Consider the following 24,484-nt stretch of genomic DNA (forward strand, 5'->3'; position numbering starts at 1 on the left):
ACTTGGCCACGAGCGGGGATCGCGGAATCGACGCTCTTCTGATGGCCGAGCAAGTTGGGGATCAGTGGCTAGGTTTTGGGACAAGAAAACGCCGACTGTTACGTTCATCCTGTTCGGGATCGTGGATGTCGGCGTGTTTATCGCCGCAGATCACAGCCGATTTGGCTATTGGCCACCCGCAATCTTGCTGCTAGCAATCCTCCTGACGGCCGTCAACAACCTAAGGATCGACCGCGCGGAACGTGCAGGACCCTTGCACCAGCCTCCTTCATCGACCTCGGGGTGATCGGCAGCGACGTCCAGCGAAGAATCGGCTTACGGCCACCCTGGCGCACCGGTTACGCTGGCTCTCATGTCTCGAATTCTGATCACCGGCATGTCAGGGGCGGGAAAGTCGACTGTGCTGCATGAGTTGTCCCGGCGGGGATACCGGACGATCGACACCGACTACTACGCCTGGGTGCTTCCTGACGGAACATGGGACGAACCGCGCATGTCGGCACTTCTCGCGTCGGATTCGTCCCTAGTTGTCTCGGGGACTGTCGAGAATCAAGGTCGCTTCTATGACCGCTTCTCCGTTGTTGTTCTCCTAAGCGCGCCTGTAGAAGTCCTCATCGAGCGAGTCTCGGTTCGTACGAAGAATACCTACGGCAGCTCAGCGGCTGACCAGTCCGCGATCCGCCAACACGTTCTCGACGTCGAACCGCTGCTTCGAAACGGGGCGACCCTCGAACTCGATGGCCGTCGACCGGTCCCAGAACTAGCGGATGAGGTTGAACGCCTAATCGCGGCGTCCGATCAGATCTGACGCCCCGTAAGCCGATCCTCTAAGGGGGTCAATGCCCGCTCCTTGGGTGTCCGGGCGGCATTGGCACGCGAGCGAGACGCCGGTCCGGCATGATGGTGCCATGCTCGTGGACGAGATTCAGCGCTGGGGAAATGTCACCCTTGGCGCCCCAGCATCAGCGGACGCTATCCAAGCGTGCGAAGCCCAACTCGGGCACAAACTCCCTGAACACCTTCGGCAACTCCTGATTGAGACGAATGGCATCGACGGTGAGTACGGACTTGGCCTGCTTTGGAGCACGCAGCGGATCGCTAGCGATAACGCCTACTTCCGAAACGACGCTGACGTCCGGGCATCCTTCATGCCGTTCGCCGGACTCGTCTTCTTTGCTGACGCCGGCAACGGTGACCAATTTGCCGTTTCTCTCAGCGGAAACCACGAGGTCTACGCTTGGAACCACGAGGACGACAGTCGGACATGGGTCGCGCCGACGGTCATGCGCTATCTCGAGGAATGGATGACCGGGAGACTCAAAGTCTGATGGGCTCGATCGCGATGGTGCTGGAACTCCGTTTCTCCGGGCACGGAAGACGGGAAGATGAGGGGCGTCGAACTCCATCGAGGCACCCAAGCCTTGATGACGAGCTCGAGACACCGTCCGGTAAGGGATCACCAACGTCCATCGACGCACTTGTGATGAAAACCCAAACTCCGGCTCATCACCGTCTAAGCCGGCGGCTCAGCCGAATACAGAAGCGCTCGGCACGATGTTCTCGACCCTGAGTTCATCGAACGGCGCGAGCCATGGCTCCAGGCCGAGCGCGGCCCGCAGCGCCCGTTCGAGCCGCACGGGCGCAACGATCTTTCGATTCGGCAATGACGCTGCCTCTGCCGCAGTCGCTGGCCGCCTGCGCTTTCCCGAGAAATCGACAACCTCGATGTTTGTGGCTGAGTCCACCGCCTCCTTGTAGGCCGGCATCGGGATGGCTGGATTGACGGGCGCTTGAGCCACCACAGTCCAGTGGCCAGCGTAAAGCTTGGCGTCCATCGACAGGGCGAGAAACAGCACTGGCGCCGAGAGACCCTCAACGGCTCGCTCGGCCACCTCGTCCAGAGGCAGCACAAAGTCGAAGATCGCGAAGAAGTATGCGTCTTTGCCGTAGGTCGCAACCACCTGTCCGACCCCGGCCCGGCCGTCCCCCGTGGGCATGACAAAGACGTCCCCAAACTTTGGGTCTCTCACCACAGGTCTCCTCCAGCTCCCCAATATCGGGAGGTGCTCTGTTCACTAGTCTTCCCGGCAACCCTACCGGGCAACGGCTTAGCGAGCGGGGCCGCTCTTGGCCCGTTCCGCGCCTAGTGCCCCTGTGTGGGTCTTCTTGGCCTTGGCTGCGCTCTTGCCCTTGATGACGGCCGCACGGGCGTGTGTGCCCTCGCTGCGTTTCGCAGCGGCGCGCCCCCGGACTTGGGCTTCGTTCGCTCCGGGTATTGTCAGGGATGTGGCGAAAGCTTCCTGGCGTTCCGCTTAGCCATCCGGTACCGGGCGTCTAAGGCCGGGTTGACGGACCCGCCAGGATGTTGTTGTGGATCATTTTCCATCCCCCGTTTTCACGTGTCCTGCCGGCTGAGATCCTCAGCTATCCGTTCGGGAAGCCGCCGCTGCAGCACATTGCTCCACGCGACCAGGGAGAATGTCAGAAGGGCAGTCGCCCCAAGATAGATCAATGTCCCGGGGAAACCGAGGGAGATGCCTAGGACCTGGCCTGTGAAAACCTTCGCGCCGATCAGGACCATCAGCACGGCGGCAGCAAGGTAGCCAACCTTGGAACCGCGGGAAACCGTGCTCCCCTTCGGAAACCGCTCCGCGTACTCCTTGGGGCTGCCGAAAGCATCTTCAGGACGCGCACCCGTCTCCTGCAGGTGGCTCTGGAGTTCCCGGAGCAAATCGGCGACCTGGTCCTCGCTGAGCTTTCGCTGACGGAGTCCCAGCGCAAGGGCTCTAAAGTACTCCAGGGTGGTCATGCCGGGTTCCCTTCGATTATCAGTATCGCCGCTACTTTTGCCGTGAACTCTTGCCAAGCACCGGAGGTCTCGCGTAGCCAGGTCTCCCCTTCGGGGGTGATCCTGTAAAACTTGCGGCCGGGACCTCCGTTGCCTTCGCGCCATTCGGAACGGACGCGTCCGTCGGCCTCGAGTCTGTTGAGTGCCGGGTAGACGGTGCCGCCGCCGAGGCCGGGCAGGCCCCGCGCGCCCAGATCCTGCACAATCTGGTAGCCGTAGGACTCGTTCCGGGCCTGGACCTGCTGCAGGATGCACGGTGCCAGGACAGCCCGGATCCAATCGCTGGGCCACTTTGGATCATCACTCATGGCTAGAAGGTAACATCGTCTAGTTTGCCTGGCAATCTAGTATGACGATCGGGATCGCTCTCCGCGCATGTGCGGATTTTGATGATCGGCTGCAATGTCATCCCTGCAATGCATGCCTTTACCTCCCAGGGCAGTAGCCCTGCAGGCGATCGGAAGAGCTCTCGGCCGTGGTGCCCGATGAACGATCGATCTACGGCCGCCAATCCCGCTTCCAGCACGGCGGTAGCGAGGGTGATTGTGATGTCCGGGCGGGAACCTTCACCGGGCGCTTTCTGAGGGCTATTCAAGCATTCGGTTAATCAGCAGTGCCACGCGAGGGGAAGCGGTCCGGGTGCTTAGGATCCCGTCCTTTTTCCCGCCAGTACTCGTCCCGCTGCCACAGCGAGAATCTGGTGACTTGGACGCAGAATACGACGGCGGCGATGCCGAAGAGAATGCTCCGAGTCCAGAACCACGGCTCCGAATCGACACCAACAAGACTTAGAACGGTGGAGATCAGCATGATGATCGTTACTGGAAGGAACCAGCTCAAGATGCGTTGAAGCCTCCGCTGCAGTTCTTCCCTTGTTGCCACCTTGCCTCCATTAGCCGGGCTGCCGGCCGTTCCAGACCGAAGAACTCTAGGTAGCGGCTATCGATCTATTGCGATGGTGTCAGTCATTATCCGCGTCGCCTGGATTCTTGGATAGCGTGACCAGGGCACGCCAAACGGGCCCTGCAGATTGCCCGGTGCAGGATCCTGCTGCGGCTCTGTCGTCGCAGACTTCTGCGGAACGAGCCTCTTCGCTGTTGGGTACTGATTTGATTCCCAACCTTGGCTCGGCCTGGGATTTGGTTGTCGACAACGACTCAGCCGGCAAGTGGTCTCTCAAGCCGGAGGACACCGCATCGTTCCTGCCCGGCGTTAAGCTCAAACTGCAAACCCGTCCTGAGCATCACCATGGGTAAGCCGTGCTGAAGTTGCCCGAAACACGAACCCTAAGCGGACGGCTTTTGATGGGCACGAACAGAAGCTGATCGTTTCTTTGCACGCCACCATAGGATTCCCAGTACGACTACGGTTTAGGGATGTGTCGAGCCGAGCAATGTGACTGTGCCGAGACAAGGGGATCCCGATGGAGAGCATTTATGAGCTACGCGAATCATTTCCCGTTCGAACGACAGCGCCAGAATCGATTGCGGTGCTGATGGCGGGCTTGAAGGCTGCCGGCTACATTCCGCGCAACGAAGGCGAGTCGGTCTCCGTGCGTGAGGGATCGAACTTTCCTGTTCGTTTATGGGGAACGTGGCTGCCGTGGGGCCGAAGGAGTATTCCGGTGGGAATGACCATCACGTTGAACGAGACGACCACGGGTACTGAGGCGGTTGTTCATGCCTATGACCGGCTCGGCTGGTATCTCGATGCAAAGACTAACCAGGTTTTCAAAGAGGAATCACAGCGAAAAATGGCGGTCCTCATCGAACTTGCTCGGAAAATTCTTAGCACTTGAAAGGGATCGGCGCGTCCCTAAACCGATCCGTGAACGGGACGTTTGACCACTTGGCGGGGAGAATGTTGGGCATTGGAGGCGCGAACGGCCGCTGCAGACGTAGCATGAGGTCCTCGCGAAGGAGGCCAATTTGGGGCAAGAGCCATTCATTCCGGAGTGGGCATTTCCAATCCTGGCAACTCTTGGAGTGTGCCTTTTGATCCTAGTTGTGCTGATTCCGATGGCGATGCTCCGCACTCAGCGTGAGAGGGCAACCGCTCAAACCGACGGAATCCGCGTTGAAGGTGTAACGGCATCCAAGGATCTGAAATTGGGAGTCTCATCCGAAATGTTGCGTGAAAGATTCGCTCCGTCGTGCAAAGCGAGAGGAGGTTTTCAAGAATTGAAGAGGCTCCGGGCCGCATAAATATTTTTGTCCGCGGCAATTTCTGGACCTGGGGTGAGGTCATCGAGGTCATGTTCACCGAGACGGCAGACGGCACCGAAGTCAACGCGATGTGCCGGCCTCGAGTCTCCACAACGCTTTTCGATTACGGTCAAAGTGGCAGTGATCTGAGCTTGTTTATCGACCTGCTGGTCCACCGGACGGAGTCCGGCCATCGGGGTTATGGCACCTAGGTGTTAGGCCAGACCGAACCCTCATCGGACCCGTTGTCTCCTGGAATGCGGATCAGGACTCAGCTTTACCCCGTGTGGGAGGTCGTCCCCCTCGCGAGGAGTCTGAGCGCTGTCTGAGCACAGCCTTCCACAGCACCACGAGCATGATGACTGAAGCGAGGACGGCTATCCCGAGGACGGCCAACGTCCATAGTTCTGGGCCGGGGAGGAGGACGGAGAAGGAGGCCGCCATCAACGAGATAACGATGAGCAGAACGATGGTGCGGATCTCTCTCTTACTCATGCCAAAGTCTAACCACGCCATCTCGGATCGCATTTGGGATGACCATCCTCAAAAAGACTCGTCTCAAAGTCGTCCCGAAAGCGGGTCCTCCACCGGTCGCACCCGCCGCTGAACTGCAGGAATACGAACCCGGCGACATCGGCGTCCCGTAAGATACGTCCGCTGAACCGACCGGTGACGGGGCATGATATGGCACACTTTCCCCATGTCCGAAATATTGGTCGGTTACGCGCGAGTGTCCACCGAGGCGCAAGACCTCACTGCGCAGCGGGATGCCCTGGCTGCCCTTGGCGTTGAGCCCGATCGAATTTATGTTGACCACGGCTTTACCGGCACAAACAAGAACCGCGCCGGACTTCGCGAAGCCCTGGCCGCGTGTCGGGCGGGGGATACCTTCGTCGTCACGAAACTTGACCGCTTGGCGCGTTCCGTCCGGGATGCCCACGAAATTTCAGATGACCTCGCTAGACGCGGAATCAAACTCAGCATTGGTGGATCCGTTCATGACCCCGTTGACCCGATGGGCAAATTGTTGTTCAACGTGTTGGCGATGATCTCCGAGTTCGAAGGCGACCTCATCCGCATGCGCACCCGTGAGGGAATGAAGATTGCCAAGGCCAAGGGCCGGCTACGCGGAAAACAACCGAAACTTACCGTCAAACAGGAAAACCACCTGCTCGAGCTACACGCGGCGGGGGAATACACCAAGGCAGAGCTCGCCGCGCTGTTTAGCGTCGGTCGCTCCACGGTTTACCGGGCGATCGAACGTGGGAAACGCAGGGCGGCCGAACCAAAACGTCCCTAAAAGCGGGAAGTGCTGAGCGGGGGCGGCGAGGAGGGCAGGGGAGTGCTGAAAATGGCAGGCAGTCAATGTGGCGCTACCCGTCGTCAGCGGAGGGGCCTCCGCTTAGTTTTGCCTCCAGCGGTACTCGTTCTCCGGACGGCCCGGCGCGCCGTAGCGTGCCGTCCGGGAGACCGTGCCGGCGTCGGCGAGGTATTCCAGGTAGCGCCGGGCGGTCACGCGGGACATGCCCAGGGCGTCCATCACCTCACTGGCGGACACGGCGCCCACCTGCTGCTTCATGAACTCCTGCACCGAATCCAGCGTGGACGCTGCCAGGCCCTTGGGCAGCGGCAGCTCGGAGGGGGCCCGGAGGCTGGCGAAGGCCTGGTCGACGTCGCTCTGCGAGGCCCCGGGGCCGGCGTGCCCTGCAGCGGGGGAGGCCAGCTGGTCGCGGAACTGCCGGTAGCTGGTGAGCTTGTCCGCGAACGTGGCAAAGGTGAAGGGCTTGATCAGGTACTGGACCACGCCGGTGGCCACCGCGCTGCGGACGATGTTCAGTTCCCGGACGGCGGTGATGGCAATGATGTCCGTGAACAGGCCCGCGGCCCGCATGCGGCGGGCGATGTCTAGTCCGTGCAGGTCCGGGAGGTTCATGTCCAGCAGCACCAGGTCCACCGGTGTGCCCCCGGCCGCGAACTCGGTCATGAGGCGCAGCGCGGACTGCCCGTCCGGGGCGGAGCCGGCCAGGGTGAAACCCTCCAGCCGGCCGATGTAGGCGGCGTGGGCCGCCGCGGCAATCGGCTCGTCCTCGACGACGAGTACACGGATCTCGCTCATTGCTGTCCCTCGCTGGTCGGTGATGACGCCGGTGCTGCCGCGGACGGAACCTGCGCCGGCGCCGCCGGTGAGGTCGGCAGCGTGACGCGGAACAGCGCACCGGCCGGGCTCTCGATTGTCATGGTACCGCCGAGCCGCTGCACCGCCTGGCGCACCAGCGCCAGTCCCAGGCCCCGCCCGAAGGGTCCCGGGGACTTGGTGCTGAAGCCGTGCCGGAAAATGGCCTCCACCGCTTCGGGATCGATACCGGGCCCGCTGTCCTCCACGGTGATCACCAGCGCGGCGTCGGTCGCTTCCACCGTGAGTTCCACGAGTTTCGGGGCCGGCGCCTCCGCCGCGGCGTCGATGGCGTTGTCCAGCAGGTTGCCAAGCACCGCCACGAGGTCCTGCACGGCCAGCCCGGCAGCCGCCGTCGGCCGGGTTCCGCCGGTGACGAGGGTCAGCTCAACGCCCCGTTCGTGCGCCTCGGCGGCCTTGCCCATGATGAGGGCCCCGAGCACGGGCTCCTCGATGGAGCTCACCACATCATCGGTGAGCCGCTGGCTGAGTTCCAGGTCCTCCGTGGCGAAGTCCAGTGCTTCGGCGCCGCGCCCCAGCTCCAGGAGCGAGACGATGGTGTGCAGCCGGTTGGCGTGCTCGTGGGTCTGGGCCCGCAGGGCGTCGGAGAGTGTCCGCATGGTCTCCAGCTCGCTGCCGAGCGACTCGATCTCGGTCCGGTCGCGAATGGTGGCCACGGTCCCGTAGACGGCGCCCCGGGCCCGGGCGGTGGCGGGACCGGGGCCGACGGCGGGTCCCTGGTTCACCACCAGGATCCGCGAGCCGGTCAGGTGGATCTCGTCCAGCGCGGTCCGGCCCGATTCGAAGAGTTCCCGGAGGCTGGGGGCCAGGGGGAGTTCCGCGAGCGACGGCGCGTCCTGCCGCCCGCCGTCGGACGCTGAGCCGGCTCCCGAGGCGCCCCCGCCGTCGGGCGTCCGGGGCGCGAGACCCAGGAGGTCGGCGGCCTGGTCGTTGTACATCACCACCTTGCCCTTGGGGTCGATGAGGATGACGCCTTCCCGGACCGAATGGAGGACGGATTCGTAGTAGGCGAAGAGCTGGGCCAGCTGCTCCGGCCCCCAGCCGCGGGTGACCTGTTTGAGGTACCGCCCAAGCAGCCACGACGCGGCGGACCCGCCGGCCAGGAGGGCCAGCCCGATGGCGGCCAGGGCCGGCAGCCGGCCGGAGACGGCGATGTCCACGGTGCGGACCGTCACGCCGGCCGCGACCAGCGCCAACACCCTGCCGTCCGCATCCTTGACCGGGGCAATGGTGCGCACGGACGGGCCGAGCGTGCCGGCGGTGATCTCGGTGAAGACCTTGCCGTCCAGGGCGGCCTCGATGGAGCCGATGTACGGCTTGCCCAGCTCCTCGTCCCGGGGGTGGGTCCAGCGGGTGCGGTCCGGCGCCATGATGGTGATGAAGTCCGCGTCCGCGTCGGCCATGACCCTCAGCGCATAGGGCTGGAGCAGGGAAGTGGGGTCCGCGGCGCCCGCCGCGTCCAGCACCAGCGGGTTGTCCGCCATGGTGGTCGCGACGGCGGCCATCCGGCGGCCCGCTTCGTCGTAGGCCTGGTCGCGTGCGTCCACGAACGTCGCCGTGCCCACGATGGCCGTCAGGGTCAGCATAAACAGCAGGTGGGCCACGAACAGCCTGCGGGCGATGCTCCAGCGGTGGGTCATCAGCACCTCCCATGACCAATATGAACGCAACGGTGATGCGCGTCACTCCATCGCCAATGATGGTGGAACACGCAGAACGGACGCGATGGGCCCACAGCTCGTGCCGCACCGACGTCCCAGCCTATCCAAGGAGAACACCATGGCCTCTCAACGAGGAGAGTCGGCGGCACCCGCCGCGGCGCCGGTCAAGAAGCGCAGGCGCATCGACAAGTCCCACTATCTTTACATTGCGGTCATCGCCGCCGTGATCCTCGGTGCCCTGGTGGGCCTGATGTTCCCCGAGGTCGGCAAGTCCATGAAGCCCCTCGGTGACGGGTTCATCAAACTCATCAAGATGATGATCGCCCCGGTCATCTTCTGCACCATCGTCCTCGGCATCGGCTCGATCGCCAAGGCGGCCACGGTGGGCAAAGTGGGCGGCCTGGCGCTGGGCTACTTCATGGTGATGTCCACGTTCGCGCTGGCCATCGGCCTGGTGGTCGGCAACCTGATCCACCCGGGCGAGGGCCTCAAGCTGGCGCCCTATGACCCGAACAAGAAGGCGGACACCGACAGCACGGTCGCCTTCCTGCTGGGCATCATCCCGGGTGACATCCCGGTCCTGCCGACCCTCCTCGCCGCACTGCTGGTTGGCTTCGCCCTCCAGCAGATGGGTGCCCAGGGTGCCCCGATCCTCAAGGCCGTCGGCCACGGCCAGGCCCTCGTGTTCCGCATCCTCGTGATGATCATGTGGCTCGCCCCGGTAGGAGCCTTCGGTGCGATTGCCGCCGTCGTCGGCGCCACCGGATTCCAGGCCATCGTCAGCATGGCAACCCTGATGGGCGCCTTCTACATCACCTGCGCCCTGTTCATCGCCGTGATCCTCGGCGGCCTGCTCAAGGTCGTCGCCGGCGTCAACATCTTCCGGCTGATGAAGTACCTCGGCCGCGAATACCTGCTGATCTTCTCCACCTCATCCTCCGAGGCCGCCCTGCCGCGCCTGATCGCAAAGATGGAACACCTCGGCGTGTCCAAGCCGGTTGTCGGCGTCACGGTCCCCACCGGCTACTCCTTCAACCTCGACGGCACCGCCATCTACCTGACCATGGCCTCGCTCTTCGTCGCCAACGCCATGGGCACCCCGCTGGACCTCGGCGCCCAGGTCTCCCTGCTGATCTTCATGATCATCGCTTCCAAGGGCGCTGCCGGTGTCACCGGCGCCGGCCTGGCCACCCTCGCTGCCGGGCTCCAGGCCCACAAGCCGGAACTGCTGGGCGGCGTCGGCATGATCGTCGGCATCGACCGCTTTATGTCCGAGGCCCGCGCACTGACCAACTTCACCGGCAACGCCGTTGCCACGGTCCTGATCGGCACCTGGGTCAAGGAGATCGACGGCGGACGGGTGGAGCGGGTCCTCGCCGGCAACGAACCGTTCGACGAGCAGACCATGATCGCCGGCCACGCCGCGGACGATGCTGCGGTGGACGCCGCCCCGGAGCCCGCGCGCCCGGTGCTCGCCAACGCCTGACCCGCAGCGGCGCTGCGGCGCGGGAGTAGTCCCGCCGCAGCTGCCCGCCGCCGCATAACCCTCTGGAACCGCCCGGATGCAGCCCAGCATCCGGGCGGTTTTTGGTGCGGCGCCGGCAACCTTCGGGTTCTACCAGAAGGTTGAGGCTCGCCCGGGACGGCCGGTGTACAGGTCCGCGGAGTTGCGCACTGTTCCCTGTAACCTTGGGAGGAACAGAACCGGCTGGGGGCCCAGCGGCGGCAGCATATGGGCACCCTTTTCAAGGCAGCACCAATAGCCACCACCACCATCACCGTCATCGAAAGTGTGGATAGATACGTGAGCAGCGAACAGGGTTCAGCAACTCTGGAAGGCACCGAACTCGATCTGGAAGACGCCGTTATGGGCCCCACCGGGCGCCCTCAACGCGACTTTCCGGAGCCCGCGCCGCTGTCCTCCCACGGCCCCGCCCGGGTCATCGCCATGGTCAACCAGAAGGGCGGAGTGGGTAAAACCACCTCCACCATCAACCTGGCCGCCGCGCTGGCCGAATACGGCCGCCGCGTGCTGCTGGTCGACTTCGATCCGCAGGGCGCCCTCTCCGCGGGCCTTGGCATCAATCCCCACGAGCTGGACCTGACGGTCTACAACGTCCTGATGGACCGCAAGGTCAACATCCGCGACGCCATCCACAAGACCGGCGTCGAGAACGTGGACCTGCTCCCGGCCAACATCGACCTCTCCGCCGCGGAAGTCCAGCTGGTCAACGAGGTCGCCCGCGAACAGGTGCTGGACCGCGCGCTCAAGAAGGTCGAGGACGACTACGACGTCGTCCTGATCGACTGCCAGCCCTCCCTGGGCCTGCTCACCGTCAACGCGCTGACCGCCGCCCACGGCGTCATCATCCCGCTCATCTGCGAGTTCTTCGCCCTGCGTGCCGTCGCCCTGCTGGTGGAGACCATCGACAAGGTCCAGGACCGGCTGAACCCGCGGCTGCAGGTGGACGGCGTCCTCGCCACCATGTACGACGCCCGCACCCTGCACAGCCGCGAGGTGATCTCCCGCCTGGTGGAAGCCTTTGGGGACAAGGTCTTCGAGACGGTCATCAAGCGGTCCATCAAGTTCGCCGATGCCACGGTCGCCGCCGAGCCCATCACCAGCTACGCCGGCAACCACGTCGGCGCCGACGCCTACCGCAACCTGGCCAAAGAGCTCATTTCGCGCGGCGGCGCGCCCTAGCCGGGGCCCTGCCCGGGACAGCCATCCAAGGCGCAGTTATTCAAGGCACAGCCATCCAAGGGACAGCCATCCAGGGGACAGTGACCCAGGCCGCCGGCATGCCGGAGCTCCCGCCGGGGGCAGAGCTCCCGCCGGCCGGAAAGAAGCCGGGCTTTGAGGTCCGGCTCGCCAACTTCACCGGCCCGTTCGACCTGCTGCTGGGCCTGATCTCCAAACACCAGCTGGACATCACGGAGGTGGCGCTGTCCACCGTCACGGATGAGTTCATCAAATACATCAAGGGCCTGCAGCAGCTGGGGGAGGAATGGGCCCTTGACGAGGCCAGCGAGTTCCTCGTCATCGCCGCCACCCTCCTGGATCTCAAGGCAGCGCGGCTCCTGCCCGCCGGCGCGGTCGAGGACGAGGAAGACATCGCGCTGCTGGAAGCCCGCGACCTGCTCTTCGCGCGGCTCCTGCAGTACAAGGCGTTCAAGCAGGTAGCCGGCATGATGGGTGACACCCTGGACCTCGAGGCCGGCCGGTATCCGCGGCAGGTCGCGCTGGAGGGCCACTTCGCCGCGCTGCTGCCGGAGCTGCTCTGGCGGCACACGCCGGAGCAGTTCGCCCGCCTGGCGGAGTCCGCGCTGAAGCCCAAGGAGGCCGCGCCCACCGAGGTTGGCCTGGCCCACCTTCACGGCACCCCCGTCAGCGTCAAGGAACAGGCGGAACTCCTGGGCAGGCGGCTGCAGCGCGGCACCCCGCTCACCTTCCGGGCACTGACTGCCGACGCCGAATCCACCCTCGTTGTCGTGGCCCGCTTCCTGGCGCTGCTGGAGCTGTTCCGGGACAAGGCGGTAGCCTTCGAACAATTGCTTCCGCTGGGGGACCTGACGGTCCGCTGGATAGCCGGCGCCGAGGGCTGGAGCAGTGACCACCTGAGCGAAGAGTACGAGGAGCAGCCGTGAACCAGACCGGACCCGGACAGGCAGCCGGCCAGACATCCGGCCAGGGGGCGGCGGCGGGTTCCCCCGGCCCCGCCGCCGGCGACGGCCCCGACGTCGGCAGCCTCCCCGGAGGAGCCCGCGCCGCGCTGGAGGCGGTGCTGATGGTGATCGATCAGCCGGCCACGGCAGCCGGGCTCGCTGCCGGGCTCAACCTGACGGTCGACGTCGTCGAGGAGCTGCTCGCGGATCTGCAGCGGGAGTACAACGGCTATACTGGAAAGGCCCCGGATGTGGACAGCGCCAGTTCCCAAGGCGCGACGGCCACCCCCCGGGGTTTTGAATTGCGGAATATCGCCGGAGGCTGGCGGATCTATTCGCGCGCGGAGTTCGCCGACATTGTCGCCGGGTTCGTGCTCGAGGGACAGACAGCCAGGCTGACGCAGGCGGCGCTCGAAACGCTCGCCGTGATCGCTTACCGCCAGCCCGTTTCCAGGGCGCGGGTGTCTGCAATTCGAGGAGTCAATGTTGACTCTGTCGTGCGGACGCTGACGCAGCGGGGGCTGATCGAGGATTCGGGAACCGATCCCGAGTCCGGGGCCATCCTGTACCGCACGACGTCGTATTTCCTCGAGCGGATGGGAATCGGCTCGGTGGCGGAACTGCCGCAACTTTCCCCCCATCTGCCGGGGCTGGAAGGCATCGAAGAGTTTTACGACGCAGGACGAATGTAGGCAGGACAGATGCAGGCACAACGGCCTGCGCGCAAGTATCCACCGGGGCGGAAACGTTTCGCCCCGGCCGGCGGATGCTGTCGGGAGACAGCCGCCGCCGGCCACCAAACGAAGGACGGGTCATGACACAGGCGGGACGCCAGGGTTCACCACGTAACGGTTCGGGACGCAACAGCGCCGGACACACCAACTCCGGACAGGGCAGTGCCGGACACAACAGGGCAGGACGCCCTGCACAGGGCGGCGCGCCGCGCGGAACCCAGGGCCAGGGCGGCCGCAGCGGGGGAGCAGGCTACGCGGGCGGAGACCGCCCGTTCAAGCGCCCCAAGCCGCGCGAAGAAGCCTTCATCGATCCGGACCTCCAGGGGCCCGAGTCCTCTGCAGCGTCGGCTGGAAAGAAATCCGCCGGCGACTGGAAGTCCAAGGCGCCCTCCGGCAAGGAAGCAGCCCGCAAAGCCGCCGCCCGCAAGCCCGGCGCCGGCAAGGCCCCCGGCACACCGGGAGCACTCAAGCCCAAGCCCCGCGTCGGCGCCGGAGCGGCCAAGGCCACCGGTTCACGTGTCTTCGGCAGCGAACGCTTCGGCCAGAACCTCGGGCCCGTGCGCAAGCCCGGCCGCAAGCGCGGCCCCCGCGCCGAGGTGCCCCAGTCCGACCTGCACGACCAGGACGGCATCCGCCTGCAGAAGGTCATGGCCTCGGCCGGCGTCGCCTCACGGCGTGTCTGCGAGGAAATGATCGCAGAGGGCCGGGTCGAGGTCGACGGCCAAGTGGTCACCGAACTCGGCGTCCGCGTCGACCCCAAGACCGCCGTGATCCACGTCGACGGGCTCCGCATCCAGCTCGACGAGAACATGGTCTACATGGTGTTCAACAAGCCCAAGGGCGTTGTCTCCACCATGGAGGACCCGGACGGCCGCCCGTGCATCAGCGACTTCGTGCGCAACAACCACGGCGAACGCCTGTTCCACGTCGGACGCCTCGACGTCGCCACCGAAGGGCTGCTGCTGCTGACGAACGACGGCGAACTCGCCAACCGCCTGACGCACCCGTCCTACGAGGTCCCCAAGACCTACCTGGTGCAGGTCCGTGGGCCGTTCCCGCAGGGTATCGGCGCGGAACTGAAGGCCGGCGTCGAACTCGAAGACGGCATCGCCTCGGTGGACTCCTTCAGGCTGGTGGACTCCACCCCGGGCCACGTGCTGATCGAGGTTGTGCTGCACTCGGGCAAGAACCGGATTGTCCGCCGCCTGTTCGACGCAGTCGGATTCCCGGTGCTGCGCCTGGTCCGCGTGAAGGTCGGCCCCATCGGCCTGGGCGACCAGCGCCAGGGCAGCATCCGCAACCTCGGCAAGCAGGAAGTCGGCCACCTGCTGGCATCCGTAGGGCTGTAGGCATGTCCGCCTTTCGCACCCACGGCCGCGGCCACCTCAACGGCCCGGTGGTGGTCCTGGGGACCGGCCTCCTGGGTACCAGCATCGGGCTGGGGCTGCGGGGCCGCGGGGTGGCAGTCTTCCTGTCCGACCCGTCGCCCACCAACCAGGCCGTCGCCGTCGATATCGGCGCCGGCCTGCCGTTGGCGCGCCTTCACGGCGAGCAGCCCGAACTTGTGGTGGTTGCCGCGCCGCCGGACGTCACCGCCGATGTGGTGGCGAAGGCCCTTGCCGACTACCCGGAGGCCACCGTCGTGGACATTGCCAGCGTCAAAGCCGGCATCCAGGCCGACCTCCGCGCGCGCGGCGCCGACCTGGTCCGCTACGTGGGCACCCATCCGATGGCGGGCCGCGAAAAGTCCGGGCCCGTCGCTGCCCGCGGCGAGCTCTTCACGTCGATGCCGTGGGTCATCTGCCCCTCGGAGGAGACCGGGCCGCACGCCCTGCAGGCCGCACGCTCACTCGCCGCGGACCTGGGCGCCGTTGTCTCCGAATTCGGAGCCGAGGAACACGACGAGGCGGTAGCGCTCGTCTCGCACCTTCCCCAGGTGGTGTCCTCCCTCGTGGCCAGCCGGCTGCAGGGCACGCCCCTGCACGCGCTGTCCCTGGCCGGCAACGGGCTGCGCGACGTCACCCGGATCGCGGCGAGCGACCCGACCCTGTGGGTGCAGATCCTCGGCGCCAACGCCGGCAAGGTGGTGGAGATCCTGCACGGGGTCCGCGAGGACCTCAACCGGCTCATCGGCACGCTGGAGGACCCGGCCGCGCCCGGCGCGCGGCTCGACCTCGCCCAGCTCATCAGCGAAGGCAACGCCGGGCAGTCCCGCATCCCGGGCAAGCACGGCGGGCCCCCGCAGGCATACTCCTGGCTGACGGTGCTGGTGGATGACACCCCCGGCCAGATCGCCCGGCTCCTGACCGAGATCGGCGAAATCGGCGTCAACCTCGAAGACCTCCGGCTGGACCATTCCTCCGGACAGAACGTGGGCATGGTGGAAATCTCCGTGCTGCCCAACAAACACGAAATGCTAATCGAAGCCCTCAATGACCGTGGATGGCGGGTACTCCAGTAATGACCCAGGAACTTCTTGAAACCGTGGACATCCTCCGTCCCGGAAAAAGCCTTGTCGTCGCAATCGACGGGCCATCCGGTTCGGGCAAGTCCAGCGTCAGCAAAGAGGTGGCACGCCGGCTCAGGCTGGCCTACCTCGACACCGGCGCCATGTACCGTGCCCTGACCTGGTTCTGCCTGGACAGCGGCACCGACCTGGCCGACGCCGCCGCCGTCGAGGCCGCCGCCGAGGGCCTCCAGCTGGACATCAGCACCAGCCCGCTGGAGGAGTACGTGCGCGTCGGTGGCGCCGACGTCACCCTCGCGATCCGCGAGCCTTCGATCTCTGCCGCCGTCAGCGCCGTCGCCACCACCCTCGGCGCCCGCACGGAGCTGATCCGCCGGCAGCGAGCACTGATCGAACAGCACCACCGCCGGATGGTGGTGGAAGGACGGGACATCACCACCGTCGTCGTGCCCCACGCCGAAGTCCGGATGCTGCTGACCGCCAGTGAAGAGGCGCGGCTCCGCCGCCGGGGCATCCAGCTCGGCGGCAGCCAGAGCGCCGAGCAGCTCGCCGCCCAGGTCACGCAGCGCGACGCGAAAGACTCCACCGTGGTGAACTTCACCCGCGCCGCGGACGGGGTGGTGACGCTGGACTCCTCGGACCTGGACTTCGCCGAGACTGTCGACGCGGCACTGAACATCGTGGACCGGGTGGTCAACCACCAGGACTTCAGCCGTGACTGATCCCAGGCAGCAGCCGGCCGCCCGGTCCCAGGCTGACGTCGAGGTGCCGGCCCGGTGGACCACCCTCTGGAGCCGGCCCGTGGGGTGGGCCCTGGACCACGTCCTCTACCGGACCTCGGTCACGGGGCGGTCCAACGTCCCCGCAACCGGCCCGGTGATCTTCGCCGGAAACCACATCAGCTTCCTGGACGGGCCGGTGATGTTCGGCGCATCCCCGCGTGCCATGCACATCCTGGTGAAGAAGGAGATGTTCTCCGGCTTCCTCGGCAAAGTCCTCCAGGCCTCCGGCCAGCTGGCGGTGGACCGCACCGGCGACCGGGGCGCCCTCCTCGCGGCCAAGGGCATCCTCGACGCCGGCCGTTGCGTCGGCATCCTGCCCGAGGGCACGCGGGGGAACGGCGAAGCCGCCGCCATCAACAAGGGGGTGGCCTGGCTCGCACTGAACTCCGGTGCGACAGTGGTGCCCGTCGCCATCCTCGGCACCCGGACCGGCTCCGAACACCGCGACGCCGTGCCGCGGCTGCGCCGGCGGCTGCACGTCAGCTTCGGCGGAGCCCTCAATGTCAGCCGCAGGCCCGGCGAGACCGGGCGTGTTTCAATGGACAGGGCCGGCACCGAGATCCGCGCCGCGCTGGCCCGCCACGTCCAGGACTCGATCCAAAGAACCGGGCAGCCCCTGCCCGACGCGGATTCCCCGCAAGAACGTCATGAAGCAGTAGCCGGGACGCCGGCAGATCACCCCCTAAGGAATGTGCAATGAGCGATACGACTCAAACCTCCGGCCAGTTCGGCGCCGGCGAAGACGAATACACGCCCACCGGCACGGACCAGGTGGCTGAGCACCTTGCCGCCCTGGACGATGAGGAAGCAGAGCTCCGCGCGGCCTCCCTCCGGGCCGGCCTGGACGACTACGAACTCGATGAGGACGACGCCGCCCTCCTCAGCGGCGAGTACAGCGACGAGGACTTCGACGGTCCCGTCAAGCTGGATCCGGTCCTGGCCATCATCGGCCGGCCCAACGTGGGCAAGTCGACCCTGGTGAACCGGATCCTCGGCCGCCGCGAAGCCGTGGTGGAGGACACCCCCGGCGTCACGCGTGACCGCGTGATGTACTCGGCCACCTGGAACGGGCGGAACTTCACCGTGGTGGACACCGGCGGCTGGGAGCACGATGCCCGCGGCATCCACGCCCGCGTCGCCGAACAGGCCGAGATGGCCGTAGAGCTCGCCGACGCCGTCCTGTTCGTCGTGGACTCCGCCGTCGGCGCCACCGCCACGGACGAAGCCGTTGTCAAGATGCTCCGCCGGTCCAAGAAGCCGGTCATCATGGTGGCCAACAAGGTGGACGACTTTGTGCAGGAAGCCGACTCGGCCACGCTCTGGGGCCTCGGCTTCGGCGAGCCGTACCCGGTGTCGGCACTGCACGGCCGTGGCGTCGCCGACCTCCTGGACCACGTGATGGACACCCTGCCCGAGTACTCCACCATCGAAGGCCTGGAACGCTCCGGCGGGCCGCGCCGCATCGCCCTGATCGGGCGCCCGAACGTCGGCAAGTCCTCCCTGCTGAACAAGCTGGCCGGCTCCGAGCGCGTCGTGGTCGACAACACCGCCGGCACCACCCGCGACCCGGTGGACGAGTTCATCGAACTCGGCGGCCGCACGTGGCGTTTCGTGGACACCGCCGGCATCCGCCGCCGCCAGCACATGGCCCAGGGCGCCGACTTCTACGCCTCCCTCCGGACCCAGAGCGCCCTGGAAAAGGCCGAGGTCGCCGTCGTGCTCCTCGCCGTGGACGAGGTGCTCAGCGAACAGGACGTCCGCATCCTGCAGTTGGCCATCGAGTCCGGCCGCGCCCTGGTCCTCGCGTTCAACAAGTGGGACCTGCTCGACGACGAACGCCGCACCTACCTGGAGCGCGAAATCGAGCAAGACCTGGCCCACGTCGCCTGGGCGCCGCGCGTCAACATTTCGGCCAAGACCGGCTGGCACAAGGACCGGCTGGTCCCGGCCCTGGACACCGCCCTGGAAAGCTGGGACAAGCGCATCCCCACCGGACGGCTCAACGCCTTCCTGGGCGAGCTCGTGGCAGCCCACCCGCACCCGGTCCGCGGCGGCAAGCAGCCCCGCATCCTCTTCGGCACCCAGGCCTCCAGCCGCCCGCCGAAGTTCGTGCTTTTCACCACCGGATTCCTGGACCCGGGCTACCGCCGCTTCATCACCCGCCGGCTCCGTGAGACCTTTGGTTTCGAGGGCACGCCGATCGAGGTCAACATGCGGGTGCGGGAAAAGCGCGGCAAGAAGCGTTAATTCCGACACACCTTCCCGTGACAGCCGGAAAATGTCACGGGCACCCTCCGGAGTCGTGTAAGCTTTTCAAGGTGGTTCGGCCGGACTGCTTCGATGAACTGCTTGGGATACCAAGTGAAGTAATCGCAAGCGGAGAACGGCGGAACCAGCGGGCTGTAGCGCAGCTTGGTAGCGCACTTGACTGGGGGTCAAGGGGTCGCAGGTTCAAATCCTGTCAGCCCGACCAACAGAAAGTACCCCGTCATTCCCCCTCAGGGAATGGCGGGGTTTTCTGCTTTAAGGGGTGTACCGGCTGCACGCGCCGGAATGCCCGTACCCGGCTGGTCCGTATCCGGCCGCGCCTATTTCAAGAACCGCGACGTCCGCCGGTCGGCCAGGATCTTGCCCTGGGTCTGGCAACCCGGGCAGTACTGCAGGGCCGTGTCCGCGAAGGACACCTCGCGGACCGTGTCGCCACACACCGGGCACGCTTCGCCGGCCCGGCCGTGGACCCGCATGTGGCTGCGCTTGGTGTCCTTGAGTTCATGGGGCGCCTTGCCGCGGGCTTCGTCGAGGGCTGTCCCGAGAACGCTGTGGATGGCGTCATAGAGCCGCCGGACCGCGGCCGGGTCCAGGGAGGCGGCGAGGGCGAAGGGCGAGAGCCGGGCCGCATGCAGGATCTCGTCGCTGTAGGCGTTCCCGATGCCGGCCATAACGCTCTGGCTCCGCAGGACACCCTTGATCTGGTGCTGGCTGGCGGCGAGGATGCCGGCCAGGGCGTCGGCGTCGAATCCGGGGCTGAACGGATCGGGGCCGAGGGCGGCGATTCCGGGAACGTCCGCGGGATCCCGGACCACATAGACTGCCAGGCTCTTTTTTGTGCCGGCTTCGGTGAGATCGAGGGCCAGCGGCCCGGAACCGCCGGAGAAGGACAGCCGCGCCGCCAGGTAGCCCTTGCCGGGTTTCAATTGGCCCTCTGCCGGCGTTTCCGTAAAGCGGACCCAGCCCGCCCGTGCCAGATGGAAGACAAAGGACAGTCCGCCGGCCTCCAGGCTGATGAATTTTCCGAAGCGGCGCACACCGGTCACCGTCTGGCCCTCCAGCGCCGTGTAGGGCGGGTCAGCGGTTTTCAGCACCGCGAAGGAGGCGATCTGGACCTTCGTGACGACGGCGCCCTGCAGGTGCCGGTCCAGAAAGTCCGCGAGGGCAGCCACTTCCGGAAGTTCGGGCATGGCCTAGGCGATTCCGGCGTTTTCCGTCATCGCTTCATCATGCCAGAGTCCTCCCCGGGCACCGCGGGTTATGCCTATACTTTCACCGGCGGCCCGTTCACCGGACCGCCGAAGACCCTGGCGATTGACCCGAGGAAAGGCCCGTCATGAGCATCATTCCCGAAGAGCTGTCCTACACCGCAGAACACGAGTGGGTTTCCGCCCCGAACGCCGACGGTGTCGTGCGCGTGGGCATCACCGATTTTGCCCAGGACGCCCTTGGGGACGTCGTCTATGCCCAGATGCCGGAGGCCGGTACCACCGTCAAGGCCAACGACGTCATCGGGGAGGTGGAGTCCACCAAGAGCGTCAGCGACATTTACGCACCGGTGTCCGGTGAAGTGGTGTCGCGGAACGAGGCCCTGGACACGGATTCCGCCCTGATCAATTCAGATCCCTACGGCGAGGGATGGCTGATGGAAATCAAGCTGGCGGAGGCCGACGCGATCGAGTCGCTCCTCAGTGCATCGGAGTACGAACAGCAGGTAGGCTAAAGCAAAGCCTTTTCGGGTTGGGGCGCTGGGACATGGGTTGGGAAACCAGCCGGGACCACGCCCCCCGGTTGGCTGAATGCCGGAATCGCCAGGCTTTTCCGGACGGCAGCGTTGTTTGCAGGGGGGACACCTGCAGCGAATGGAGGAATCAATGTTTGGGCGCGAACGCAACAACACCGGTGACGGTTTTGGCACGGGTGGAGTGAAGGCTTCGGAGACCACGTCGATCAACCTCACCCCGGTCCGCGATGAGCCGACCATCACCCCGAAGCTCTCGGCGGAGGAGCGGTCCGCGGTGGAGGCCCTGCCGTACGGCTCGGCGCTGCTGGTCGCACACAGCGGGCCCAACACCGGCGCCCGTTTCCTGCTGGACTCGGACATCACGACGGCGGGCCGGCACCCGGACGCCGACATCTTCCTTGACGACGTCACGGTCTCGCGCCGCCACGTCGAGTTCCGCCGCACGGCACGGAGCTTTGAGGTCGTGGACACGGGCAGCCTCAACGGCACCTACGTGAACCACGACCGCGTCGACAGTGTGGAGCTGAAGTCCGGCAACGAAGTGCAGATCGGGAAGTTCCGCCTCACCTTCTACCTGAGCCCTGCCCGCGCAGCAGGCAGCGTCTGATTCCGGGGTAGCTGCCTGTGGCCATGGCACAAGCGGAACGGCGCGGACCCCAGGTTCTGAACATCGGGGAAGTCCTGGCTCAGTTGAGCGATGACTTCCCGAGCATGACCGCGTCGAAAATCCGGTTCCTTGAGGAAAAGGGACTCATCAACCCCCAGCGGACGCCCGCCGGCTACCGGCAGTACGCCGAGAGCGACGTCGAGCGGCTGCGCTTTGTGCTGTCCCTGCAGCGGGACCAGTATTTGCCGCTGAAAGTCATCAAGGACTACCTCGACGCGATCGACCGCGGGGAACGCCCGGACACCTTGCCTCCGGGCGTCACCGTCTCGCCGCGGATCGTGTCCGAGGAACTGGCGTCCGAGCTGCAGAACCGGGTCCGCCGGCTTAGTGAGGAACAGCTCCGGGCCGAGTCCGGCGCCAGCGTGCCGCTGGTTGAATCGCTCCTCAGTTTCGGGCTGATCGGCCACGTCAACGGAAAATTCGACGAGAACGCGCTCCAGGTGGCACGCGCCTGCGTCCAGCTGGAAAACCACGGGCTGGAGCCGCGGCACCTGCGCCCGTTCCAGGCAGCCGCCGACCGCGAGTTCGGGCTGGTGGAACGCGCGGTGGCCACGCTGACCTCCCGCAAGGACGCCGCCTCCCATGCCCGTGCCGCCGAGGCCGCCCGGGAGATCAGCGAGCTGTGCCTGACGCTGCACCGGGCTTTGGTGCAGGACCGCATATCGAGGATGGACATCTGATGATTGAGGTGGAGATTGTAGGCGTGCGGATTGAGCTTCCCTCCAACCAGCCGCTGGTGCTGCTCAAGGAGATCCATGGGGAACGGCATGTGCCGATCTGGATCGGGACCCCCGAAGCCAGCGCCATCGCCCTGGCCCAGCAGGGGGTGGTGCCTCCGCGGCCCATGACGCACGACCTGCTGGTGGACGTCGTCGAATCCCTGGGGCACACGATTGTCAGCGTGAACATCGTGGCCGTCGAAGACAACATCTTCTACGGCCAGCTGCAGTTCGACAACGGGACCACCGTGAGTTCCCGCGCCTCCGACGCGCTGGCCCTGGCCCTCCGCGCCAAATGCCGGATCTGGTGCGCCGACGCCGTCATGGACGAGGCCGGAGTCCGCATCACCGAACACGACGAGGGTGAAGACACCCACCCGGGCCCTGCCGTCGACGAAGAAGGGGAAATGCGCCGGTTCCGCGAGTTCCTCGACGACGTCGAGCCGGAGGATTTTGCCGGCTGACGTTCCGCAAAGGTTAAAGCCGAGGATGAAAGTTTCGACACGCCCCTGCAATACCCCCAACGTCTTTGACCTGGGGCCCCGGCGGGCCTAACGTCAGAAGTACAAGTTCCCATTGCACGCAAGGCACCGCTCAGGTCACACTGGAAGGTGCAGCCCCGGCAGAATGACACGGATGATGTTATCCGCCCGTGGACTGCACCGCCAAGGATGAGCAGTCATTGCTGCAATCTCCGCAGGGAGCCCAGACAAGGAGGATCCACGTGAGTCCGAAAGGCGAAGCGGGAGAGCTGAAGCACACCCCGACGGCCGGCGTTGCCGTGCCCGCCAGCGGTGCCCAGGGCCTGCTGTTCACCGAGGATCTCCCTGTCCTGGACGAGGACGCGGGTTACCGTGGCCCCACCGCATGCAAAGCGGCCGGGATCACCTACCGCCAGCTGGACTACTGGGCCCGCACCGGACTGGTGGAACCCGCCGTCCGCGGAGCCGCCGGTTCAGGCTCCCAGCGCCTCTACGGCTTCCGCGACATCCTTGTCCTCAAAGTCGTCAAGCGCCTCCTGGACACGGGTGTCTCCCTGCAGCAGATCCGCTCCGCCGTCGAGCACCTCCGGGAGCGCGGCGTCGAGGATCTCGCGCAGATCACCCTGATGAGCGACGGCGCCAGCGTGTACGAGTGCACGTCCGCGGATGAAGTTATCGACCTTGTCCAGGGCGGGCAGGGTGTGTTCGGGATCGCCGTCGGCCGGGTCTGGCGCGAGGTGGAAGGCAGCCTCGCGGCGCTGCCCAGCGAACACGCGAGCGACCAGTCCTTTCCCGACGACGAACTGAGCAAGCGGCGCGCTGCACGCAAAACCGGCTAGGTTTGTGCCACCACACAACGCGGGGTCACTTCCCGCCCATTAATCCCTTCGGGATGGGCGCAAAGTGACCCCGCGTTGCTGTTGCCGGACATGCCGGGCGGGCGGCTGTAGGGCCAGGGGGTCAGCGCTGGCTGCGGTCGCGGACGCTGCCGGCGGCGGCCAGGCCCTGCGGATGCAGCAGGTTCTCGAGCAGGGCGTCGAACAGTGCCGCGGCGTTCTTGGCCGATTCCCCGGGCCAGTGGTGGATGGAGTGGGCGGCGCCCTGGATCTGCTGCCAGTTGGCCTGCTCGGGGATGTGCGGGGACAGGAGCAGGCCGCCGAACATGGACTCCATCTCGGCCAGCCGGAAGGTGTGCTCCGCGGACCCCGTGCGCACCCGGTTGGCGACGATGCCGGCGGGGGCCAGCTTCGGGGCGAATTCCTGCCGGAACAGCTGGATGGCACGCATGGTGCGCTCCGTGCCCGCGACCGAAAACAGGCCCGGTTCGGCGACGAGGGCAACCTTGTCGCTGGCGGACCAGGCCATCCTGGTCAGCCCGTTCAGGGACGGCGGGCAGTCGACGAGGACCAGCTCGTACCCCTGCGCGCCGGCAAGCACTGCAGAGAGTCGGCGCAGGTCGCGGCGGCCGAGGTCCGGGCGGTCGTAGATGCCGGTGTAGGCGGAGCCGACGGCCACATCCAGCACGGGCTTCGCGGAACCGGCGGGGGCGCCGCCCTGGGCGGCGCGTTCCACCCAGCCGCTGGGAACCACGTTCTCGGCAAGCCGGGCCCGCCGGGGAGCCTTCAGCATCCGGCCGATGTCCTGCTGGTCGCCCGGCCGGACTCCAAGGGCCGTGCTCGCATCCGCGTGCGGATCAAGATCGACGACGAGGGTGGGGATGCCGGCGGCCAACGCCGCGGACGCCAATCCGGTGGTCACCGATGTCTTGCCGACACCGCCCTTGAGGCTGCTGATGCTGACTACTTGCACTTGAAAAACCAATACCTAACGCCGGTTGCCGGGACGGGGTCCTGCCGGCTCCTGCGTTCTCCGGAGCCGGGGCGTACGTGCGCCACCCACCTCCTCATCATATGTTGCCGCCCTGCCGAAACCTGTCTCATCGGGTGCCGGGGCGGCAGAACATGGATAAGCTTTCCCCAAGGCCGCGCCCGGCCCTGCCGGTGGCGGTTGCCTGATCCGGCGTACGTGACGCACGTCGCTGTGATGGT

At 66.0% G+C, this 24,484-nt stretch carries 27 protein-coding genes and 1 tRNA gene; 20 read left to right on the forward strand and 8 right to left on the reverse strand.

Annotated features, from left to right (window positions below; genetic code table 11):
- The first annotated feature begins 352 nt into the window (after positions 1-352).
- Both ACTWQD_RS13495 and ACTWQD_RS13500 read left to right on the forward strand, forming a co-directional pair.
- The gene (locus ACTWQD_RS13495; protein ID WP_443196640.1) at positions 353-808 is read left to right on the forward strand and encodes an AAA family ATPase; all 456 of its coding nucleotides are present in this window, start codon (positions 353-355) and stop codon (positions 806-808) included.
- Positions 809-908: 100 nt separating this feature from the next.
- Positions 909-1,328, forward strand: coding sequence for an SMI1/KNR4 family protein (locus tag ACTWQD_RS13500; RefSeq protein ID WP_443196641.1), 420 nt, complete (start codon positions 909-911; stop codon positions 1,326-1,328).
- A gap of 198 nt (positions 1,329-1,526) precedes the next feature.
- Here ACTWQD_RS13500 and ACTWQD_RS13505 read toward each other — a convergent pair whose 3' ends face one another.
- From ACTWQD_RS13505 to ACTWQD_RS13520, 4 genes are all read right to left on the reverse strand, one after another.
- The gene (locus tag ACTWQD_RS13505) at positions 1,527-1,961 is read right to left on the reverse strand and encodes a hypothetical protein (protein WP_443196642.1); all 435 of its coding nucleotides are present in this window, start codon (positions 1,959-1,961) and stop codon (positions 1,527-1,529) included.
- 434 nt (positions 1,962-2,395) lie between these two features.
- On the reverse strand, positions 2,396-2,809 hold the full coding sequence (locus tag ACTWQD_RS13510; protein WP_443196643.1) for an HAAS signaling domain-containing protein: 414 nt from the start codon (positions 2,807-2,809) through the stop codon (positions 2,396-2,398).
- Positions 2,806-3,156, reverse strand: coding sequence for a PadR family transcriptional regulator (locus ACTWQD_RS13515; protein ID WP_443196644.1), 351 nt, complete (start codon positions 3,154-3,156; stop codon positions 2,806-2,808). Before ACTWQD_RS13515 ends, ACTWQD_RS13510 begins: the two co-directional genes overlap by 4 nt.
- Before the next feature lie 295 nt (positions 3,157-3,451).
- Positions 3,452-3,730 carry a hypothetical protein gene (locus ACTWQD_RS13520; protein ID WP_443196645.1) on the reverse strand — a complete coding sequence of 93 codons (279 nt, stop codon included), beginning with the start codon at positions 3,728-3,730 and terminating at the stop codon, positions 3,452-3,454.
- Between the two features lie 541 nt (positions 3,731-4,271).
- Between ACTWQD_RS13520 and ACTWQD_RS13525 the strand changes: the two genes are divergently transcribed.
- The 3 genes from ACTWQD_RS13525 (at position 4,272) to ACTWQD_RS13535 (ending at position 6,352) form a co-directional block, all read left to right on the forward strand.
- Positions 4,272-4,646 (forward strand): hypothetical protein, encoded by a 375-nt coding sequence (locus ACTWQD_RS13525; protein ID WP_443196646.1) that lies wholly within the window; start codon positions 4,272-4,274, stop codon positions 4,644-4,646.
- Positions 4,647-5,000: 354 nt separating this feature from the next.
- Positions 5,001-5,264: a hypothetical protein gene (locus tag ACTWQD_RS13530; RefSeq protein WP_443196647.1), complete on the forward strand. Its 264-nt coding sequence runs from the start codon at positions 5,001-5,003 to the stop codon at positions 5,262-5,264.
- 488 nt (positions 5,265-5,752) lie between these two features.
- Positions 5,753-6,352 carry a recombinase family protein gene (locus ACTWQD_RS13535; protein WP_443196648.1) on the forward strand — a complete coding sequence of 200 codons (600 nt, stop codon included), beginning with the start codon at positions 5,753-5,755 and terminating at the stop codon, positions 6,350-6,352.
- 102 nt (positions 6,353-6,454) lie between these two features.
- On the opposite strand, the gene ACTWQD_RS13540 is transcribed toward ACTWQD_RS13535, so the two are convergent.
- Together ACTWQD_RS13540 and ACTWQD_RS13545 are read right to left on the reverse strand one after the other, a co-directional pair.
- Positions 6,455-7,168, reverse strand: a complete 714-nt coding sequence (locus ACTWQD_RS13540) for a response regulator (protein ID WP_443196649.1) — start codon at positions 7,166-7,168, stop codon at positions 6,455-6,457.
- Positions 7,165-8,886, reverse strand: coding sequence for a sensor histidine kinase (locus tag ACTWQD_RS13545; RefSeq protein ID WP_443196650.1), 1,722 nt, complete (start codon positions 8,884-8,886; stop codon positions 7,165-7,167). The genes ACTWQD_RS13540 and ACTWQD_RS13545 overlap by 4 nt, the downstream gene beginning before the upstream one ends.
- 139 nt (positions 8,887-9,025) lie before the next feature.
- On the opposite strand from ACTWQD_RS13545, the gene ACTWQD_RS13550 reads away from it, so the two are divergent.
- The 10 genes from ACTWQD_RS13550 to ACTWQD_RS13595 all read left to right on the forward strand — a co-directional run bounded on the left by ACTWQD_RS13550 (position 9,026) and on the right by ACTWQD_RS13595 (position 19,029).
- Complete coding sequence (locus tag ACTWQD_RS13550; protein ID WP_443196651.1) at positions 9,026-10,393, forward strand: cation:dicarboxylate symporter family transporter; 1,368 nt, start codon at positions 9,026-9,028, stop codon at positions 10,391-10,393.
- Between the two features lie 318 nt (positions 10,394-10,711).
- Positions 10,712-11,611: a ParA family protein gene (locus tag ACTWQD_RS13555; protein ID WP_066435500.1), complete on the forward strand. Its 900-nt coding sequence runs from the start codon at positions 10,712-10,714 to the stop codon at positions 11,609-11,611.
- A 98-nt stretch (positions 11,612-11,709) separates the two neighbouring features.
- On the forward strand, positions 11,710-12,555 hold the full coding sequence (locus ACTWQD_RS13560) for a segregation and condensation protein A (RefSeq protein WP_443196774.1): 846 nt from the start codon (positions 11,710-11,712) through the stop codon (positions 12,553-12,555).
- Between the two features lie 125 nt (positions 12,556-12,680).
- Positions 12,681-13,265, forward strand: a complete 585-nt coding sequence (gene scpB, locus ACTWQD_RS13565) for an SMC-Scp complex subunit ScpB (RefSeq protein ID WP_443196775.1) — start codon at positions 12,681-12,683, stop codon at positions 13,263-13,265.
- Between the two features lie 122 nt (positions 13,266-13,387).
- The gene (locus ACTWQD_RS13570) at positions 13,388-14,656 is read left to right on the forward strand and encodes a pseudouridine synthase (RefSeq protein ID WP_443196652.1); all 1,269 of its coding nucleotides are present in this window, start codon (positions 13,388-13,390) and stop codon (positions 14,654-14,656) included.
- A gap of 2 nt (positions 14,657-14,658) precedes the next feature.
- Complete coding sequence (locus tag ACTWQD_RS13575) at positions 14,659-15,768, forward strand: prephenate dehydrogenase (protein ID WP_443196653.1); 1,110 nt, start codon at positions 14,659-14,661, stop codon at positions 15,766-15,768.
- Positions 15,768-16,496 carry a (d)CMP kinase gene (gene cmk, locus ACTWQD_RS13580; RefSeq protein WP_443196654.1) on the forward strand — a complete coding sequence of 243 codons (729 nt, stop codon included), beginning with the start codon at positions 15,768-15,770 and terminating at the stop codon, positions 16,494-16,496. The genes ACTWQD_RS13575 and cmk overlap by 1 nt, the downstream gene beginning before the upstream one ends.
- A gap of 79 nt (positions 16,497-16,575) precedes the next feature.
- Positions 16,576-17,256 (forward strand): lysophospholipid acyltransferase family protein, encoded by a 681-nt coding sequence (locus ACTWQD_RS13585; protein WP_443196776.1) that lies wholly within the window; start codon positions 16,576-16,578, stop codon positions 17,254-17,256.
- A complete protein-coding gene (der, locus tag ACTWQD_RS13590; RefSeq protein ID WP_443196655.1) occupies positions 17,253-18,803 on the forward strand; it encodes a ribosome biogenesis GTPase Der in 1,551 nt (516 codons plus the stop codon). Before ACTWQD_RS13585 ends, der begins: the two co-directional genes overlap by 4 nt.
- Before the next feature lie 149 nt (positions 18,804-18,952).
- A tRNA-Pro gene (locus ACTWQD_RS13595) sits at positions 18,953-19,029 on the forward strand.
- Positions 19,030-19,144: 115 nt separating this feature from the next.
- Here ACTWQD_RS13595 and ACTWQD_RS13600 read toward each other — a convergent pair.
- A complete protein-coding gene (locus tag ACTWQD_RS13600; protein WP_443196656.1) occupies positions 19,145-20,014 on the reverse strand; it encodes an Fpg/Nei family DNA glycosylase in 870 nt (289 codons plus the stop codon).
- 146 nt (positions 20,015-20,160) lie between these two features.
- On the opposite strand from ACTWQD_RS13600, the gene gcvH reads away from it, so the two are divergent.
- From gcvH to ACTWQD_RS13625, 5 genes are all read left to right on the forward strand, one after another.
- Complete coding sequence (gene gcvH / locus ACTWQD_RS13605) at positions 20,161-20,547, forward strand: glycine cleavage system protein GcvH (protein WP_066435522.1); 387 nt, start codon at positions 20,161-20,163, stop codon at positions 20,545-20,547.
- Positions 20,548-20,698: 151 nt separating this feature from the next.
- Positions 20,699-21,175 (forward strand): FHA domain-containing protein, encoded by a 477-nt coding sequence (locus ACTWQD_RS13610; RefSeq protein ID WP_066435525.1) that lies wholly within the window; start codon positions 20,699-20,701, stop codon positions 21,173-21,175.
- Positions 21,176-21,198: 23 nt separating this feature from the next.
- Positions 21,199-21,915 (forward strand): transcriptional regulator FtsR, encoded by a 717-nt coding sequence (ftsR, locus tag ACTWQD_RS13615; RefSeq protein ID WP_443196657.1) that lies wholly within the window; start codon positions 21,199-21,201, stop codon positions 21,913-21,915.
- On the forward strand, positions 21,915-22,418 hold the full coding sequence (locus ACTWQD_RS13620) for a bifunctional nuclease family protein (RefSeq protein ID WP_443196658.1): 504 nt from the start codon (positions 21,915-21,917) through the stop codon (positions 22,416-22,418). Before ftsR ends, ACTWQD_RS13620 begins: the two co-directional genes overlap by 1 nt.
- A gap of 260 nt (positions 22,419-22,678) precedes the next feature.
- On the forward strand, positions 22,679-23,275 hold the full coding sequence (locus ACTWQD_RS13625) for a MerR family transcriptional regulator (protein ID WP_443196659.1): 597 nt from the start codon (positions 22,679-22,681) through the stop codon (positions 23,273-23,275).
- A 121-nt stretch (positions 23,276-23,396) separates the two neighbouring features.
- On the opposite strand, the gene ACTWQD_RS13630 is transcribed toward ACTWQD_RS13625, so the two are convergent.
- A complete protein-coding gene (locus ACTWQD_RS13630; RefSeq protein ID WP_443196660.1) occupies positions 23,397-24,245 on the reverse strand; it encodes a ParA family protein in 849 nt (282 codons plus the stop codon).
- Positions 24,246-24,484: the final 239 nt, after the last annotated feature.

This window comes from Pseudarthrobacter sp. 1C304, from assembly GCF_052245515.1.
Taxonomy (GTDB): Bacteria; Actinomycetota; Actinomycetes; order Actinomycetales; family Micrococcaceae; genus Arthrobacter.

Coding starts and splice junctions, on each gene's coding strand:
- ACTWQD_RS13510 (WP_443196643.1), bottom strand. CDS start 2,809: ATGACCACCCTGGAGTACTTTAGAGCCCTTGCGCTGGGACTCCGTCAG.
- der (WP_443196655.1), top strand. CDS start 17,253: ATGAGCGATACGACTCAAACCTCCGGCCAGTTCGGCGCCGGCGAAGAC.
- ACTWQD_RS13570 (WP_443196652.1), top strand. CDS start 13,388: ATGACACAGGCGGGACGCCAGGGTTCACCACGTAACGGTTCGGGACGC.
- ACTWQD_RS13560 (WP_443196774.1), top strand. CDS start 11,710: ATGCCGGAGCTCCCGCCGGGGGCAGAGCTCCCGCCGGCCGGAAAGAAG.
- ACTWQD_RS13535 (WP_443196648.1), top strand. CDS start 5,753: ATGTCCGAAATATTGGTCGGTTACGCGCGAGTGTCCACCGAGGCGCAA.
- ftsR (WP_443196657.1), top strand. CDS start 21,199: ATGGCACAAGCGGAACGGCGCGGACCCCAGGTTCTGAACATCGGGGAA.
- ACTWQD_RS13515 (WP_443196644.1), bottom strand. CDS start 3,156: ATGAGTGATGATCCAAAGTGGCCCAGCGATTGGATCCGGGCTGTCCTG.
- gcvH (WP_066435522.1), top strand. CDS start 20,161: ATGAGCATCATTCCCGAAGAGCTGTCCTACACCGCAGAACACGAGTGG.
- ACTWQD_RS13620 (WP_443196658.1), top strand. CDS start 21,915: ATGATTGAGGTGGAGATTGTAGGCGTGCGGATTGAGCTTCCCTCCAAC.
- ACTWQD_RS13540 (WP_443196649.1), bottom strand. CDS start 7,168: ATGAGCGAGATCCGTGTACTCGTCGTCGAGGACGAGCCGATTGCCGCG.
- cmk (WP_443196654.1), top strand. CDS start 15,768: ATGACCCAGGAACTTCTTGAAACCGTGGACATCCTCCGTCCCGGAAAA.
- ACTWQD_RS13500 (WP_443196641.1), top strand. CDS start 909: ATGCTCGTGGACGAGATTCAGCGCTGGGGAAATGTCACCCTTGGCGCC.
- ACTWQD_RS13575 (WP_443196653.1), top strand. CDS start 14,659: ATGTCCGCCTTTCGCACCCACGGCCGCGGCCACCTCAACGGCCCGGTG.
- ACTWQD_RS13525 (WP_443196646.1), top strand. CDS start 4,272: ATGGAGAGCATTTATGAGCTACGCGAATCATTTCCCGTTCGAACGACA.
- ACTWQD_RS13545 (WP_443196650.1), bottom strand. CDS start 8,886: ATGACCCACCGCTGGAGCATCGCCCGCAGGCTGTTCGTGGCCCACCTG.
- ACTWQD_RS13495 (WP_443196640.1), top strand. CDS start 353: ATGTCTCGAATTCTGATCACCGGCATGTCAGGGGCGGGAAAGTCGACT.
- ACTWQD_RS13550 (WP_443196651.1), top strand. CDS start 9,026: ATGGCCTCTCAACGAGGAGAGTCGGCGGCACCCGCCGCGGCGCCGGTC.
- ACTWQD_RS13600 (WP_443196656.1), bottom strand. CDS start 20,014: ATGCCCGAACTTCCGGAAGTGGCTGCCCTCGCGGACTTTCTGGACCGG.
- ACTWQD_RS13610 (WP_066435525.1), top strand. CDS start 20,699: ATGTTTGGGCGCGAACGCAACAACACCGGTGACGGTTTTGGCACGGGT.